Source organism: Microbulbifer jejuensis (assembly GCF_047289955.1).
Taxonomy (GTDB): Bacteria; Pseudomonadota; Gammaproteobacteria; order Pseudomonadales; family Cellvibrionaceae; genus Microbulbifer.
Genome location: NZ_JBLBUB010000003.1, coordinates 211,393 through 226,628 on the forward strand (window position 1 = coordinate 211,393; position 15,236 = coordinate 226,628).

General features: G+C 49.0%; 11 protein-coding genes. 4 read left to right on the forward strand and 7 right to left on the reverse strand.

From position 1 onward, the window contains the following. Positions 1–8: 8 nt before the first annotated feature. The 4 genes from ACL7TT_RS03275 to ACL7TT_RS03290 form a co-directional block, all read right to left on the reverse strand. Entirely contained in the window at positions 9–1,496 is a 1,488-nt protein-coding gene (locus tag ACL7TT_RS03275; RefSeq protein ID WP_413393145.1) for an FAD-dependent oxidoreductase, read from the reverse strand. Positions 1,497–1,512: 16 nt separating this feature from the next. Further along, entirely contained in the window at positions 1,513–3,231 is a 1,719-nt protein-coding gene (locus ACL7TT_RS03280; RefSeq protein ID WP_299944528.1) for an FAD-binding protein, read from the reverse strand. 45 nt (positions 3,232–3,276) lie between these two features. After that, positions 3,277–4,764 (reverse strand): class I adenylate-forming enzyme family protein, encoded by a 1,488-nt coding sequence (locus ACL7TT_RS03285; protein WP_413393147.1) that lies wholly within the window; start codon positions 4,762–4,764, stop codon positions 3,277–3,279. An 87-nt stretch (positions 4,765–4,851) separates the two neighbouring features. Then, the gene (locus ACL7TT_RS03290; RefSeq protein WP_299944531.1) at positions 4,852–5,169 is read right to left on the reverse strand and encodes a 2Fe-2S iron-sulfur cluster-binding protein; all 318 of its coding nucleotides are present in this window, start codon (positions 5,167–5,169) and stop codon (positions 4,852–4,854) included. A gap of 1,135 nt (positions 5,170–6,304) precedes the next feature. On the opposite strand from ACL7TT_RS03290, the gene ACL7TT_RS03295 reads away from it, so the two are divergent. The 4 genes from ACL7TT_RS03295 (at position 6,305) to ACL7TT_RS03310 (ending at position 11,600) form a co-directional block, all read left to right on the forward strand. Then, positions 6,305–8,545 (forward strand): TonB-dependent receptor, encoded by a 2,241-nt coding sequence (locus ACL7TT_RS03295; protein ID WP_413393150.1) that lies wholly within the window; start codon positions 6,305–6,307, stop codon positions 8,543–8,545. A gap of 439 nt (positions 8,546–8,984) precedes the next feature. After that, entirely contained in the window at positions 8,985–9,593 is a 609-nt protein-coding gene (locus tag ACL7TT_RS03300) for a TetR/AcrR family transcriptional regulator (RefSeq protein WP_413393151.1), read from the forward strand. 91 nt (positions 9,594–9,684) lie between these two features. Beyond that, positions 9,685–10,665 (forward strand): Rieske 2Fe-2S domain-containing protein, encoded by a 981-nt coding sequence (locus ACL7TT_RS03305; protein WP_299944538.1) that lies wholly within the window; start codon positions 9,685–9,687, stop codon positions 10,663–10,665. Positions 10,666–10,703: 38 nt separating this feature from the next. Continuing rightward, positions 10,704–11,600: an enoyl-CoA hydratase/isomerase family protein gene (locus tag ACL7TT_RS03310; protein ID WP_413393154.1), complete on the forward strand. Its 897-nt coding sequence runs from the start codon at positions 10,704–10,706 to the stop codon at positions 11,598–11,600. A 278-nt stretch (positions 11,601–11,878) separates the two neighbouring features. Here the strand turns inward: ACL7TT_RS03310 and ACL7TT_RS03315 are convergent, their stop codons facing one another. From ACL7TT_RS03315 to ACL7TT_RS03325, 3 genes are all read right to left on the reverse strand, one after another. Next, positions 11,879–13,336, reverse strand: coding sequence for an amidohydrolase family protein (locus ACL7TT_RS03315; RefSeq protein ID WP_413393156.1), 1,458 nt, complete (start codon positions 13,334–13,336; stop codon positions 11,879–11,881). Continuing rightward, a complete protein-coding gene (locus ACL7TT_RS03320) occupies positions 13,333–14,760 on the reverse strand; it encodes a CoA transferase (RefSeq protein ID WP_413393158.1) in 1,428 nt (475 codons plus the stop codon). Before ACL7TT_RS03320 ends, ACL7TT_RS03315 begins: the two co-directional genes overlap by 4 nt. Positions 14,761–14,855: 95 nt before the next feature. Then, the gene (locus ACL7TT_RS03325; protein ID WP_299944546.1) at positions 14,856–15,179 is read right to left on the reverse strand and encodes a hypothetical protein; all 324 of its coding nucleotides are present in this window, start codon (positions 15,177–15,179) and stop codon (positions 14,856–14,858) included. Positions 15,180–15,236 lie beyond the last annotated feature (57 nt).

Genomic DNA, 15,236 nt, shown 5'->3' on the forward strand with positions numbered 1-15,236 from the left:
CTACTTTACTAGTATTTGTTTCTTGCAGCTGCAGCTCTGCCAGCCATTCGGCCAGTAAAAGTTGCATCGCCTACAGAAATTCCCGAGTTATAGCCTGCACCCCGGCGCGGTACACCGCAGGCGGTACGCCCGGCCGCATACAACCCAGCAATGACATTACCTTCAGGATTTAAGACTTCACCCGATGGTTTGGTGTCCAAACCACCCAAAGTAAAATAGGGGTAAAAAGCACCTCGTCCAGGTGTGACATCCAATCCAACATAGGGTGCATTCAGGGGCTTGAGCCATTCTGCGGACTTATGAAACACAGGGTCTTCGCCATTTTGAGCGTGTTTGTTATAGGTTTGCAGCGTTTGTACAAGCTGGCCTTTTGGCAGCTTCAACTCTTGCTCAAGCTCTATAATGGTTTCACCGGTACCCGCGACCGAGGCGCCCAGATAGGAAATCTGCTCGTAGTCACCATAATCCTCGCCACTGCATACCAGATATACGCGATTACCGGGTTGCTGCAAAATATAAGCGCCTACGCGGCCATGGTAACAATCTTCATTGATAAAACGTTGTCCCTGCGCGTTTATAAATAAACCAAAGGTTAAACTGGCGGGCGGATAATAGGGGACACTGACAAACCCCTCGTGCATATTGATAGCGGCACCACCCACGCCCATGCCCATCAAAATGCCGGTGCCCATATCGCCCGGATTGCCAATGGGTTCGCTACAGCGCAGCAGGTTGGGCGCGTATTTTTTGAGCATGTCACGGTTCATTGCAAAACCGCCAGTACAAAGTATGACGCCACGTTCAACCAGTACATTTTTTTCTTGCAGATCTTCACGAATACGAATGCCACGAACCGACCCGGCTTCGTCCTGAATCAGAGTCAAGGTGCGGCAATTGAAGCGAACCTTTATCTCTCTACGTGTCACCGCCGCGCTCATAATTTCCATAAACAGTGGGCCGCCATTGTCACCCTCGACTTCAAGGTTATGACCACGCGGACATGGCGTAGCAATATCTTTGAAAGGCCAGGCTTTTTCACTGCCGGTATATAGTAAACAATCGTCGGTTAGCGCCATGATGGCACGTTCCTTATATTCTGAATTTTTAAATGGCACGCCCTGCTCAACCAGCCAGTTGAAATGCTCTCTGCTGCCTTCAACATAGGCTTTGATCTTATCCGCATCGGCCTGTGGTCCAGCGCAGGCACTGAGATAATCAATCATGGCCTGATTGGTATCGTTGTAACCCATGGCTGCCTGTACCCGAGTACCGCCATCTCCACCCATATAAATTTCTGCAGAAGACAGGGCGGTGGAGCCGCCAGGGGCTGCGGCTAACTCAATGATAGTCACTGATGCTCCCGCATCAGCAGCTTCAATTGCGGCGCAGGCGCCGGCGCCGCCGTAACCGATTACCGAAACATCCGTTTTGTAGTGCCACTCTTCTATTTCGCTGAACTTAATGGCTTTTGTTGGTATTGTTTTGTACTCGCTCACGGCAATCCCTCGGGCTTTATTCTGCGTAACCAGTTATTTTTTTTGCGGCCTGATAACCCATTGTCATTGCTGGCCCCAGCGTGGATCCCGGTCCGGGGTAAGTTGGTAATATCGCCGCTGAACAGTTTCCAATCGCGTACAAACCAGCAATTGCCGAGCCATCTTCCCTCAGTACCTGAGCGTCTGTGTTGGTACTCAAACCACCGGCGGTGCCAAAGTCGCCTGAATCAATACGCATAGCATAAAATGGACCTTCATCAATAGCTGCCAGGCATGGGTTTGGTTGTATTTTTTGGTCTGCATAATAGCGGTCGTAATCCGCTTCACCACGCTGGAAGTCTTCATCAATACCTGTGCTTGCGTAGTGATTAATTTTCTTAATGGTTGCTTCGAGCCCAGCGGGATCAATGTCCATTTGTACTGCCAGATCAGCAATAGTGTTGGCCTTACCCACAAATCCCATGTCAAACCATTTTTTGGGAATACGCCAATCCGGAAAGGTTGATTTTGTCATCAACGGCCCCACCATATAGTTCCTGCGAAAGCGTGCATCAAAAATCTGAAAGGCGGGTGCGCAAGGGGTGTCATCAGAATGTGCTTTAAATTGCGCTTTTTGGAAGGCCATATAATTTTGTGATTCATTCGCAAAGCGGTGCCCCGCTTTGTTGACCACGCACGAGCCGGGGAGAGATTTTTCTATAATGCTCAGTCGTGGTGACGGCTCATCTGGCACACAAAGTGTTGTGCACCACCATGCGTTACCCATCAAGCGGGCAGCAGCGCCCAAGTCAAGACCTGCAGTAATAGCATCGCCAGAATTACCTGTTGTGCCAGCACTCCATTCCGTGTTCGTTGGCTTAGGCAGATATTGATCACGCATCTTCTGGTTTTTCTCAAAGCCCCCGGCTGCCAGCACCACAGCTTTGCGCGTTTGAATTCTGGTCAATCTACCATCGCGCTTCACCTCAATACCGACGACACGCCCGCCCTGCTCAACCAGGCGTGACATTGGAGCTCTGAGCCAAATCGGAATGCCGGCCTGTTTGGTTGACAGGAACAAGCGGGCAATGCCTGCGCTGCCACAACAAAGCCTGCGTGATATTCTAGTCTTTAAGCGCCAGGGAATGTCTTTGATATAGTCCCAGATAATGCGACCCAAAACTTTTTGGTATCCAGGTAGTTTGGTCGCCAGCAGATGTGCCTCTACCTGAGTGAAATGAATAACGCCAAACAGGCGCATCATATGGTGTGTATAGGTCAGCTTGCGATAGTCATCACCCAGCTCAGAAGCATTAATGGGGAGCGGCTCCAGTGATCGGTGCCCGTGTTTTGCACCTGATAAAGTTGTGTAATAATCAGGATATTGCCCAAGGGATTCATAGCGGACATGGGTTTTGTCGTGCAGAAACTTAAGCATCTTGGGGCCATTTTCCAAGTAGGCCGTTACTAATTTGGGTGGCACGTCTTCGCCAGCCAGAGTTTGGTTGAGGTACTCCTGCGCCTCAGATAGAGAGTCCTTGGCACCCGCTTGTTTGGCGTAATGGCTGCAGGGAATCCAGATACCACCCCCCGAGGTGGCGCTGGTGCCACCAATTTTGGCACTCTTTTCTAAAATCAGGACATCGCCAGCGCCCATAAGCTTATTGCATAAGGCGGAAGTTAAACCGCCGTTACCTGTGCCTACAACCACAACGTCAACCGATTCGTCCCACTGATTGTTTTGCTCGTCTGTCATGTGCCTCTACCTCCCTAATTTTATATGGGTGCATTTGGCCCGGTGTTATTCAAGCAACAGTTTGACTTTTCGGCGAAGCAGTTTGCCCATTTCGTTATAGGGCAGATGCTTCATGCGAACAATTTTTTTCGGCACTCTGGATGAACGCAACTTTTCCGTTACCGCCACGGATATTTCGTCGTCTCTAATCGAGTGACCTTCCGCGAGAACAATGGCGGCAGCAATGGATTCGCCCCAATGTTCGTCGGCAATCCCGACGACTGCCACATCTGAAATGGCCGGACTCTCTCTGATAACAGCTTCGATTTCACCAGGCGAAATATTCTCACCGCCTCTGACAATAATGTCGTCTGCACGACCTGTTAGATAGAGATAACCCCCTTTGTCGATATAACCGTGATCGCAGGTGGGAAACCATCCATCGTATTGAACCAATTCTTTTTCACGATATTTACCGGATATCTGATCCCCGCGTAAAAACACTTCCCCAACTTGGCCTGCTGCCAGTGATTGATTTTCATCATTTCGAATTTGTAATTCGATGCCGGGCACTGGTTTGCCCACGGATTGCAATCGATTACGCATTTCCGGTCTATCGCTTTTGAATGCTTCCCGATGTTGTTCTGGACTCAGCAGACATACTGTGGAGCTGGTTTCGGTGAGTCCGTAGGCATTGGCAAAGTTCACATTGGGAAAGCGCTGCAAGGCTTCTTCGATGGTGCGCAAGGGCATTTTTCCACCGCCATAAGCGATAGCTTGCAGACTGTCTAGGGATTGTCGTTTTTGTTTATGCTTGACCATGATTTCCGACAACATGGTGGGAACCACGAAGGCCTGGGTTACCTTTTCCCGGTCGCACAAGGAGATCCACTCCATGGCGTCAAAATTTTCCATGTGGACGATGCGCCTGCCGGAGTAGAAGCTGCTGAGCATCGCTGAGATACCCGCGATATGATAGGGCGGCACGCTAACCAGTGTTGCGTCTGTTTCAGCGGCTGCTGCAAACTGAACGGTATTCAGGATATAAGACATCAGATGTTTATGCTGAAGCAAAGCGGCTTTCGGCGTTCCTGTGGTTCCGCTGGTAAATAATTGCACGGCGATGGACTCTTCTGAATCTGTTGCCGGATGCAGTGCTTCATCCGTTTCACCTGCCGCCAGCATGTTTTGGTAAAACGCATCTGTTAGTTGATACGTGTAGTCAGGTAAGCTGAATTCCGGTACCTGATTACTGATAACATAGGCTTTGTCTAATCGAGCCTGCAAAGATTCAAGCTCGGATTTACTCAAACGATAGTTAAGGGGCACGTAGGGGATGCCGGCGATGGCGGCAGCAAAAATTGCAATTGGAACGGCCGGAGTGTTGACATCCAGATAGGCAATAAAGCTACACCCCGAATATTGAAATACCTGAGCTGCCTGCTGCGCAGCATCGTAAATCTGTTTGTAACTGTAATGCTCACTGTTATAGGTCAACGCAATGCGGCTTGGAAATGTTTGTGCCGACATCTGCAATAACATGGATATATTCATAGAAAGACCTTCAGTCACTGGAAAGGGCACGAGCCAAGGTGCGACTCAGGTCAAGGCCAACCCAGGACAACCTGTGGCGATGCTGTGTTATGCCTCCGGTGCAAGCTCGAGTTGCAGGCCGCTATGCTCCTCGCATAGCGTGATCTGGCAGGCAAGACGGGAGCCTGGCTGCACTTCTACCATATCGGCCAGCGCCTCCAGCATGTAAGATTCATCCTCAGTTTGTTCTCCGAGTATCGGAGCCCATATCGAATTCAAATAAATGTGGCAGGTACCGCAGGATGCTGATCCGCCGCAGGTTCCGGCCACATCAAAATCTTCGCTCAATACCTGCATTAGGTTTCTACCCGATTCGACCTCTATTGACTGTGATTCACCCTCTCGAGTTTTAACCTTTATTTCCATTGGCTGCGTGTCCAAGTTGCTTTATCAGTCGACTTCGTCAGTAATCAAGTTGTTGCTTCTTATTTGAGATTGTATTTCCGAAATGTATTCGTTATTATCAAACCATGCAATCATTAAAGAGTCAAACCCCCAATTAGATTAATTATCCAAGAAGTATTAGCCGCCATAAAATCGTTGTTGCCGCCTGAGTGACGATAAGTGCGCTATAAAATGGGTGGCTGACAAGCTGGGCGTTGGTATAACGCTACTTTATAAGTAAGTGACCAATAAAGGTGAATGACAGTAGCTGGCGATGGACCCGCTATTGGCCAATATTGATTTACCCAAATACGATGGGGATCTCTGCAAAGGTTATCCAGGGGGTTTTTACCAGTCTTTATGCCAAGCATTGACCAGACTATCTAAGGAAATCAGCCAGTTGATGGTGAGTAGCCTTGATGTTGAAACCAGTCAAAAGCTCAAGACGTATCGAATGCCTTCCAAGCCCTGCTTCCTAAAAATAAAGCTCTGCGGATGATATGGCTGTATAGATTACAGTATAAGCAGAGGCAACCCATTGGCAGTTGTGCTATTTGTAGTCAACTTATCTGCCAAAAAGCACTGGCCAATAAGCTCGGGAGTCGCAGAAGCTGCTGGTAAAATGCTGATTAAGCAACGTTGATGAAATTTCGGTAAAGATGGAAGCACGGCAGCGTCTCTGTCGTAATAAGAATAATGGATATCACTCAAATAAGAAGCCGGTGGGAGCAGCTATGGACACATATTATCGGTTCAGTGATTCCCGCTGGATTGTCTTGAACTCTGTATTAATCGGAAAGAACATCCATAGTGCGCAACCCTTCCGGCATCCTTCCACCCGAGAGTCATTTCGAAAAGAAAACCCAGAGGCCGTCAATGACACTAACAATACATCCAATTCAAACGTTAAATTTGATGAAACTTACATACACTCCGCCTCTGCCGGATTCTATATTACGACTCGTTTAACACAAACCTCTGATCCCGAGCGAGCCGATCTGCCACTGCCTGAATAGGAACAATGAACAGCGGGCTGATAACGTATTCCAGGGTCCGTGCCCCGTGTGCACGATCATGCCCCGGAAATAAGAAAAACAGGACAAACCGGAGACTCTTTATGCTACATCAGGTCACTCGGATACTACTTTCAAGTGCCGCCATGCTGGCCACTTTCGCAATGCCAGCAGTCGCACAAGACATGCTCACTCTGGAAGAAGTGGTAGTTACCGCTCAGAAGCGCAAGCAGTCTGTACAGGATGTTCCCATCGCCATCTCCACACTCGACAAAGCGGCAATCGAACGCCAGCGTATTACCAATGTTACAGATATCAGCCTGCATGCGCCCAATGTAGAAATTGTCGACTCTCCCGCAAACACCACTGCCGCCACTATTGCTATTCGCGGCGCCTCACAAATCAGCCCGGCCATTACCTGGGAAAATTCGGTAGGCATTTACCTCGATGGCGTTTTCATGGGTAAGAACCTGGGAGCCATCTTCGACATCGCCGAACTGGAACGGGTTGAAGTGCTACGCGGCCCCCAGGGCACCCTATACGGCAAAAATACAGTGGGTGGCGCAGTGAACCTTATCACTCGTAAACCAAGCAACAAATTTGGTGGTTCCCTCACCGCCGAATTGGGCCACAAGGGCTATTGGTCCGGGCGCACGACGATAAACACACCCGACTGGCAGGGCTTGAAAAGCAGCCTGACGCTCTATCAGGCAAAGCGCGACGGCTTCACTGACAACCGCCCAGACCAGCTTGGCAACCCGCTGGCGGCATCTCCCTCCAGCGATGAATTTCACAACCTGGACGAGCAAGCCACGCGGCTGGCGTTGCAGTGGGACCTCAACGACAACCTGAGCGTCAACTACACCTTTGATCACAGCGATCAGGACAACAAACCTCGCTTTGGCCAGTTGACTCAGACTAGCAGCAACTCCTACCTCTACTCCGGCATGCAAGAGCCCTACCTCACCAAGGACGACGAGCGCGCCGACAAAGGCAGCAACGACTGGGCGATAGAGGAAACGTCGAAATCAACGGGCCACGCTCTTGACCTACAGTGGCGAGGTGACAGCTACACCTTGCGTTCCATCACGTCCTACCGGGAGCTGGATTGGGATGACACCATTGATATTGACGGCACTGCCATCGATATCTTCCACTCAAGCCGACACGTCGACTACAGCTCCCTCTCTCAGGAACTGCAATTGTCAGGCAGTCTGGATCAGCTGGATTACGTGGTCGGCGCTTACTATTTTGAAGAAGATGCAGACGTCTTGAATCCCATTACCTTCTTCGGCACCTTTGGCAGTCCAACCTCAAATAACCGCTATGGACTGGACACAGACTCTGTTGCACTCTATGGCCAACTGGATTGGCGTCCGGCAATGTTCGGTGACCGCCTGACGGTCACTACCGGCCTGCGCTGGACCGAAGAGAGGAAGGATCAATACATTGTCCACCCCGGTATGTTCAACGCGCAAGCAAATGACACCTTTGAAAATACTTCACCGTCGGTCGCGCTAAACTGGGTCTTCACTGATGACATCAACGGCTATGTACGCTATGCCAAGGGCTGGAAGTCAGGTGGCTTTAACGGCGAAGCTGCTGTGCCCGCCGAGTTCAATGAAGGCTACAACGATGAACAAGTCACCTCCTACGAAACGGGACTGAAATCGATGCTTCTGGACGGGCGTCTATTGCTGAACGGCGCCCTGTTCTACAACGAGTTCGACAATTTTCAGCTGTCGGTTTTTGAAGGTAAATTCGCTTCCTCTGTCATATTTAACGTACCGGAATACGAAACAAAGGGCGTGGAGGTCGAAGCGGTCGCGCTGGTCCATGAAAGCCTGCAATTGACTGTGGCTTATGGTTACCTCGATGCAGAGTACAAGAAGTTCCCCAGCGACTTCACTTACTTCGACAAAGGCGATGCCGGCACACCCTACTCCCCTGAGAACTCTCTGACGCTCGGCATGGACTGGCGCATTGCCCAGACGGGCTTCGGCTTATGGGATCTGCGCATAGATTACAGCTACCGCGATGACTACGTGCCCTTCATTGACCCAGACCAGAACGCGGCATCGAAAATGGGTGATCGCGCACTGCTCAATGCGCGTCTGGCGATTAGCGAGATTAAGCTGGGTGACAGTGGCACACTGCAAATTGCGCTGTGGGGACAAAATCTCACCGACGAGGACTATCGCATTAACACTATCCCCTTTGGTGGTGTTGATCAGCGTATCGACCCCAATGGCGACAGCGGTGTTGGCTGGACGACTAGTTACTTTGGTGATCCGCGCACTTATGGCATAGAGGTTCGCTACAACTTCCAGGCAATTGATGATTGACTGAAAAGCCCAGAACTTGCTGGTTTTTATGAGAGGGAAGAACAGCGACCATTGGGTAAGGCGTAAACTTAAAAACGTGCTGCAACTGTACCATGGGATTGAGTTGCGTCGGCGTCGCGTTGCTCAGACTCTCAAAATCAACCACCTTGTCCGAAATCTATTGACTGTGATTCACTTTCCTGCGTTTTATTAACACGGCGGATATATAGATTGGACTTCTGTATCGCAGGCCTGATTTTCTGAACTAAATACCTTACAGATTGCATGAGCATTTGATTCACGCCTGTATTCCATCACCACCCTATATCCATCCGGTTAACCCCCTTTGGCTCCAATGGCTGTGTGCCAAAATTGGTTGATAAGAGGACTTGGTCAGCATTTACACTGTTGTTTATTATTTGTGATTGTATTTCCGAAATGCATTCGGTATTATCAAAAAATGCAAAAATTAAAGAATCAAGTCACAAATTCGGTTGGTCGGCCAAGAAGTATTAGTCGCCAGAAAATCATTGATGCCGCCTTACGTCTGGGTAGCGACAAGATCACTATGAAACAGGTGGCTGACGAGTTAGGCGTTGGTATTGCGACGCTGTATAAGTATGTAGCGAATAGAGATGAATTGCAGCAATTGGTGGTAGACCAGTTATTGACCAATCTCGATTTACCTCAACGCGATGGGCATCACCCCAAAGAGTATATACGGAGTTTTTACCAGTCTTTACGCCAGGCAATGATCCGGCAGCCCAAGGTAATCAGCCAGTTAATGGAGGGAGGCTTTGGTGTTGAAACCAGTCAAAGGCTGAAATCGGGTTTTACCCGGGAAATCCTCCACGCAGGTATGTCTTCAGAGAATGCTGAACAGCTTTATGTAGCCGTGTGCCAGGCGTCTATTGGCGCGGCAGTTACAGAGTTGGAATTAGAGGCTCAAATACAAAGACGCGCTGGAATTTCAAACGGTAACGCACCCAGAAAAGCCGTAGCCGTAAATGCAGGGCATTTCTTGATTGATGCATTGCTCCAAAAGATTAATTCATCGTTAGAGTCTTAATTGTAGCTTAGACAATAGCGTTTTTTATGGCGATCCAAGCCCCCGATCGCACTTCACAACACTAAACCAACAATAGGTGAAAGGTGAATATATGAAAGACCAGATTGTACAAACCTCCACTGAGCTCGAGCGCTGCCCATTTCCCATACCATACGGATGGTACGTGATAGAATTATCAGAAAATCTGGCGATGGGTGAGATTCAAAACATCGAAGCATTTGATCAGCAGTGGGTTATGTTTCGTGGCGAAGATGGCTCGGTGGGTGTAACTGACCCTATTTGCCCGCATCTTGGCGCACATTTAGGGCATGGTGGCAAAGTGGTCGGGAACAATATTCGCTGCCCTTTCCATCATTGGGAATATGACAATCAGGGCTGGTGTAAAAAAATTCCCTATGGAAAAGTGATGCCGGGTATTGCAAAGAAAAAGCCAATCTTGCGTTCCCTGCCCACTCAGGAACGATATGATTTGATATTTGTCTGGTATCACCCAAAAGGTGAAGAACCCATGTTTGAGGTGCCGACGATTCCAGAGCTTGAATCAGAAGGTTATATTCCGGTAAGGCACGGCCAGTGGGATATAGGGACCTGCCTGCAGGAGATAGGAGAGAACAGTGTTGATAACGCGCACTTAAAATTTTTACATGGATCACCAGTCATTCCGCCGGTAGAGGCGTCGATAGATGGACACAATTTTAACTTTGACATAGGTGGTGGATACATTGTTGGAAAATGTCATGGTGCCGGTATTCAAGAACTTCGCCATAATCAGCAGGGTGTTTCAATGCTGATGTTCTCTACCGGACTGCCGATAAACTCTGAACTGACGCGGACGCGAATGCACTTTACTTTTAAAGATTACCCCGAAGACTCACAAGAACGTAAAGTGGCCGAGACTCTATACCAACATTCGATTGGTGAAGCTGAAGGGAAAGATTCAGCCGGCTTTGAGTCAGTTGATATGCTTGTCTGGAATAATAAAAAATATCGGCCAGAACCATTGTTATGTGACGGTGACGGTCCCATTCGATTGTGGCGAAAATTCAGCCAACAATTTTATATCGATGCCTAGAGGTTGTAGATATTTAATCTCATTCGCAACCATCTGCAGTGATTATTCCTGCCTGCGAGATACCCAAGGTCGAAGGTTGGCTGGGCCAGCAGGCAGAGCCCGTTATCGCATTGTCTGAGCAAGGTATAAACTATACGCATGAACAAATAAACAACGCGGATGTGATCGTCACTGACTTGCCTGCTGCGCAACAATTAGCTGGCAAAATCAACCAAGCTCCCATACCTGCACTGTTACTAGTGCAGGTATTGCGTGTGACAGAGGGCATGTCGATTGCGCAAAGTTTACTGATTGAATCCCTGGCTTATTCGACATTGCAGTCCGGGTGTGACTATCAAAATTGGCTTGCAGAGCGATCTGAGCCCCCAAAAAAAATTACTGACTCAAAAGGCGAACCCATTTTGTTGGAGCGCAGGAATGATATCGTTTATGCAAAATTAAATCGTCCCGAATTCCATAATGCTCTAACAGTTGAATTGCGTGATGCCTTATTAGAAGTGCTGACCTTGCTAGAAGTGGATACATCGATCATACGACTGGAAATGTGTGGACTTGGCCAATGTTTCAGCATTGGTGGCGCGTTAAAGGAATTTGGCTTGGCGGGTGACCCGGCAGCAGCGCATAGTATTCGTTGTAAAACCAACCCTGCGTACCTGTTTGCACGCAATAGTCATCGAATTCACTGCCACCTGCATGGCGCATGCATTGGTTCAGGAATTGAATTGCCCGCATTTTCGTGTCATTTAACCGCGAATACCAAGACTTTTTTTCAGTTGCCGGAATTGCGCTTTGGCTTAATGCCAGGTGCTGGTGGCTGTATTAGTATTGCCCGTAGAATAGGTCGTCACCGTACGGCTTTGTTGGCGCTGTCGGGCAAGAAGATCAATACAAAAAAGGCGCTGGAGTGGGGCTTAATCGACTCGATTGTTGATTGAAAGTAGTCCGTTTGTACAAACTGAATGAAATGTATGACCTTGCTAGAATAAACCTGAGTAAATAATTTGAGGATTTGTTATTACCACCTAAGCCAGATCTATCTTCAGTGGCCTTTCCATCACAGCCAGCGTACGGAGGCATCAGGCGATCTCCATAGCCCTACGGGGCAAATTGCGTACAAACGTTCTAGCTTACACACCCTGGTGCCTCGGTAAAAAGCACCGACGGAATAACAGTATTGGCGGGTGCTTTTTCCCACTGATATTGAAGCGACCGTTTAGTTGTCCTTTTCATAAATGATCTGACCGCTGCTGATAGTTACACGGCAGTGTCGACTATTGAGATCGTTACGTACGAAATGCCAGGGCGCATCGAGCAAACACAGGTCAGCCTGTTCACCTATCTCGATGTGTCGGTATCGTCGCCCTGGAAGCTGTGGGCAACTGATAAACAGGTCCAGAGATTGTTCAGGCGTTAAGCGCTCTTGTGCACCCATTAAAACCCCACTACGGCTTTGCCGCCGCACTGCAGAATCCATTGAAATCCAGGGGTCGGCACTGCCAAAGGGTGCGTCGGAACCCGCCGCCAACGGCACCCCAGCAGATAGAAAGCTCTGCCCAAGGTACAGCCACCGTTGGTCGTCCTGCTCAACTTGCTCAAGATAGCGGTCACCCTGCTCCCGGAGAAAATGGTGCTGTGTGACGACGGATAACTCCAGCTCAGTGATACGTTGCATAAGCTCAGGGGGAACAACCCCGGCGTGCTCCAATCGGTCCCCCTTCGATGTGCCGCATTCGCGCAGTACTGTGAGTGCAAACACTAACTCAGTTCGAGAAACACAGTGAACTGCAACCCTGCGGCCTTGTTGTCTGCTGACTCGAACCTGTTGACAAATATGGTCAAACTCCGGCAGCTTGGCCTCCAGTAGATGCAGCTTTAATTCAGCTGTTTTCAGCCGTGGGCTATAGCCAGCCTGAATTAAATTACTATCACCCATCATGCGCACTGATTGCTGCAACTCTCCGTTTAGTTGCGATTGCTGAAAGTAATCAAATTCATTAGTAGAGTTTCGTGGGCTGCAATCGGTGATGCCGGTTACGCCGAAACTGGCCAGTTTCTCGCTGGCAGGTTTGAATCCCGGCATTTTCTGCGAGAGTTGTGCGCTCAACCAGGCATCTTCTTCAAATAACCGGCCTGTATAACGACCTTTGATGATCTCGGCACCCTTCGGTATGGCCTGCGGGATAGCCAGTTTAGTTTGCTTTATCAGTCCAAGTTGGCGCAAAGCCAAGCTGTTCAGTACCCATAAGCGGCCACTGCGGTGCTGAATTCTTACCGGGTTATCGGGAACATGTTGATCCAACCAGTCGCGATCAATATCGCCAGCGAGATAGGGGTGATACCCATAGCCACGCAACCACTCGCCAGGACGTTGTTTGCCATACTGGCAGATTTGGTCAATAAGTTGCTGCCTGGTTTCAAGGGTCGGCGACCCACATGCTAGTGAAGTCAGAGAGCTTGCATAAGCACTTAGGTGGATATGATGATCATGTAAACCAGGTATTAAAGTTGCTCCCCTGGCGTCGATTATATTGATGCCACAAGGCTCAGGAAAGGGCGGAGTGATGTCCACAATTTTGCCACCCAAAATATGTACCGCACAACGCGATTCGCTCGCAATGTCGTTTTTCGAGTATCGATTTACATTGTCTATAATGAGCGCGGAATTCTTCATATAGCAGCGAGATTGGAATCATAAAAGTTTTTTACTAAGGTTGATTTTGGGTGCAGGTACAAGTGATTGTGTTTTCCGAGTTCAGCGGTGCCGCGCTGTGCTTTCAGTATTTTTGGTCTTGGGCGAGCAGGTATTTGCGCTAAATAACGCCTCCACGCTCGATAACGGCGGCGGTAGTCGTTATCTTGCGGTGCGGTGGCTGCAATACAGTGTCTAACAACATTGTACAGGGAGAGTTCAATGAGCTTGCCGCCCCCTGATCGCCAACCAGCCCAGCCTGCCAGAGCAGCGTGGAGCCCCGTAAGTGGGTCGGCGATGGCGTCACCACAAAAACGCCATGCTCCGCACACTTGATAGATAATATGGCTGAGGCCAGCGGCTACAGCCGTCTCGTCACCATAGCCCGGCCAGTTTTGTGCGGTCTTGCATCTACCATAGGCACTGATGCTAAGCCAAGTTAAGCCGGGGTTGCTTTCTAACAGGGCTTCAGCGTGGATTCCCATTTGTCGCAATGCTCTGGGTCTGGAAGCTTCTATAACAATATCCGCTTGTCTGATTAGGTTTTTCAGTTGTTGTTGTCCCTGATGGGTATCAAGTGCCAGACTGACGGAATGCTTACCTTGGTTAATCAATTGATAAAATTCAGCATTTCCCTGTCGTGCACCATCGGGGCGGGCAGTGCTCTCCACCTTTATAATATGGGCTCCAGCCTGTTGCCACAGGTATGAGCATAAGGGCCCCGCCCATAAAGATGACAAATCTATAATCAGGGGTGATTGTTTCGAGGGTTTTTGGTTAAATCCCTGCTCTTTAGTCTGAATAGCAAAGGGTATATGAAACCAGTTTGGTGTACTCGAATCTGATGCGAGTGCATCGGCAATCGTCAGGCCAAGTAAGCGGCCAGTATCTAGCAATTGTTTGGATGAAAAATGTTTTGCGTGCCGGCGCACAGATACCCAACTGGAAACTGACGATTCAGTGGAAAATAATGCCGCAAGGGCTTCCCAGTCCTGGTGACGAGCAAGATTAAGCGCGATTTGGCCATCTCGAGACGGTATTAAGTGGCAGCTTTTCCCAGCTGATTGTGTGCCCTTTGGCGTGAATCCAGTGAGTATTGAGCGACAGCCCAGTATTTTTGCGCCCTGTTCGGCAATCGGAGCTTGCAGACCTGATAAGACACAAAAGCATTTCATGGCAGCGATAGCACAACTGGCTAAAGGAACCGGACAAAGAGGTTCTGCTAGTGAACCATCCCTATAGTCGAGCAGCCCACTCGCTAACCAATCGTCAACGGGATGACTATCTGGTAAGTTGGATTCCCGGCAGACTACAACGCCCAAATTGGTTAGCAGTTGATTTGCGTAGGCTCCAGACACACCAGATAGAAACTGATCGATCAAAAAATTCCCAGGATAAAGTTTCATTATTTTGGTAGATTATTCTTTGTGCTTCGAGCGCCCTTGCTTCCAATGGGCCAGCTGACAGGCCAGTATTTCATTGCTGGATTCGTTGCGTGTTATCAGTCAGAAGCCGGAAGCGCTTCTGTCTGCTTTATTTGTAATAAGTTGTCCAGATTGGGGCCCAATGATAAACTCCCCAGGCCCGCTTTGGTACAAAGAGCTTCTATACTACCGTCACTATTGACATACCTTTTACCCATAAGTGTTCCAGCGGCAAATGGGGAGTCAAAATCAAGCTGGGTCGTGGGTGAGCCCATTGCATTCAATGCTTGCATGGCAATGCCTCCGCAACAAAGATCATGCTCACCCCTCCCTTTCACTAGCATGATCTGTGTCTCGCAAACAGCGCTTTTTAAACGTGTACCTGGTTTTAATACGATCATTCTTTGACGCTCCAAGCTTGATATCCCATGAAAATTGTATGAATTATAACTGCATCT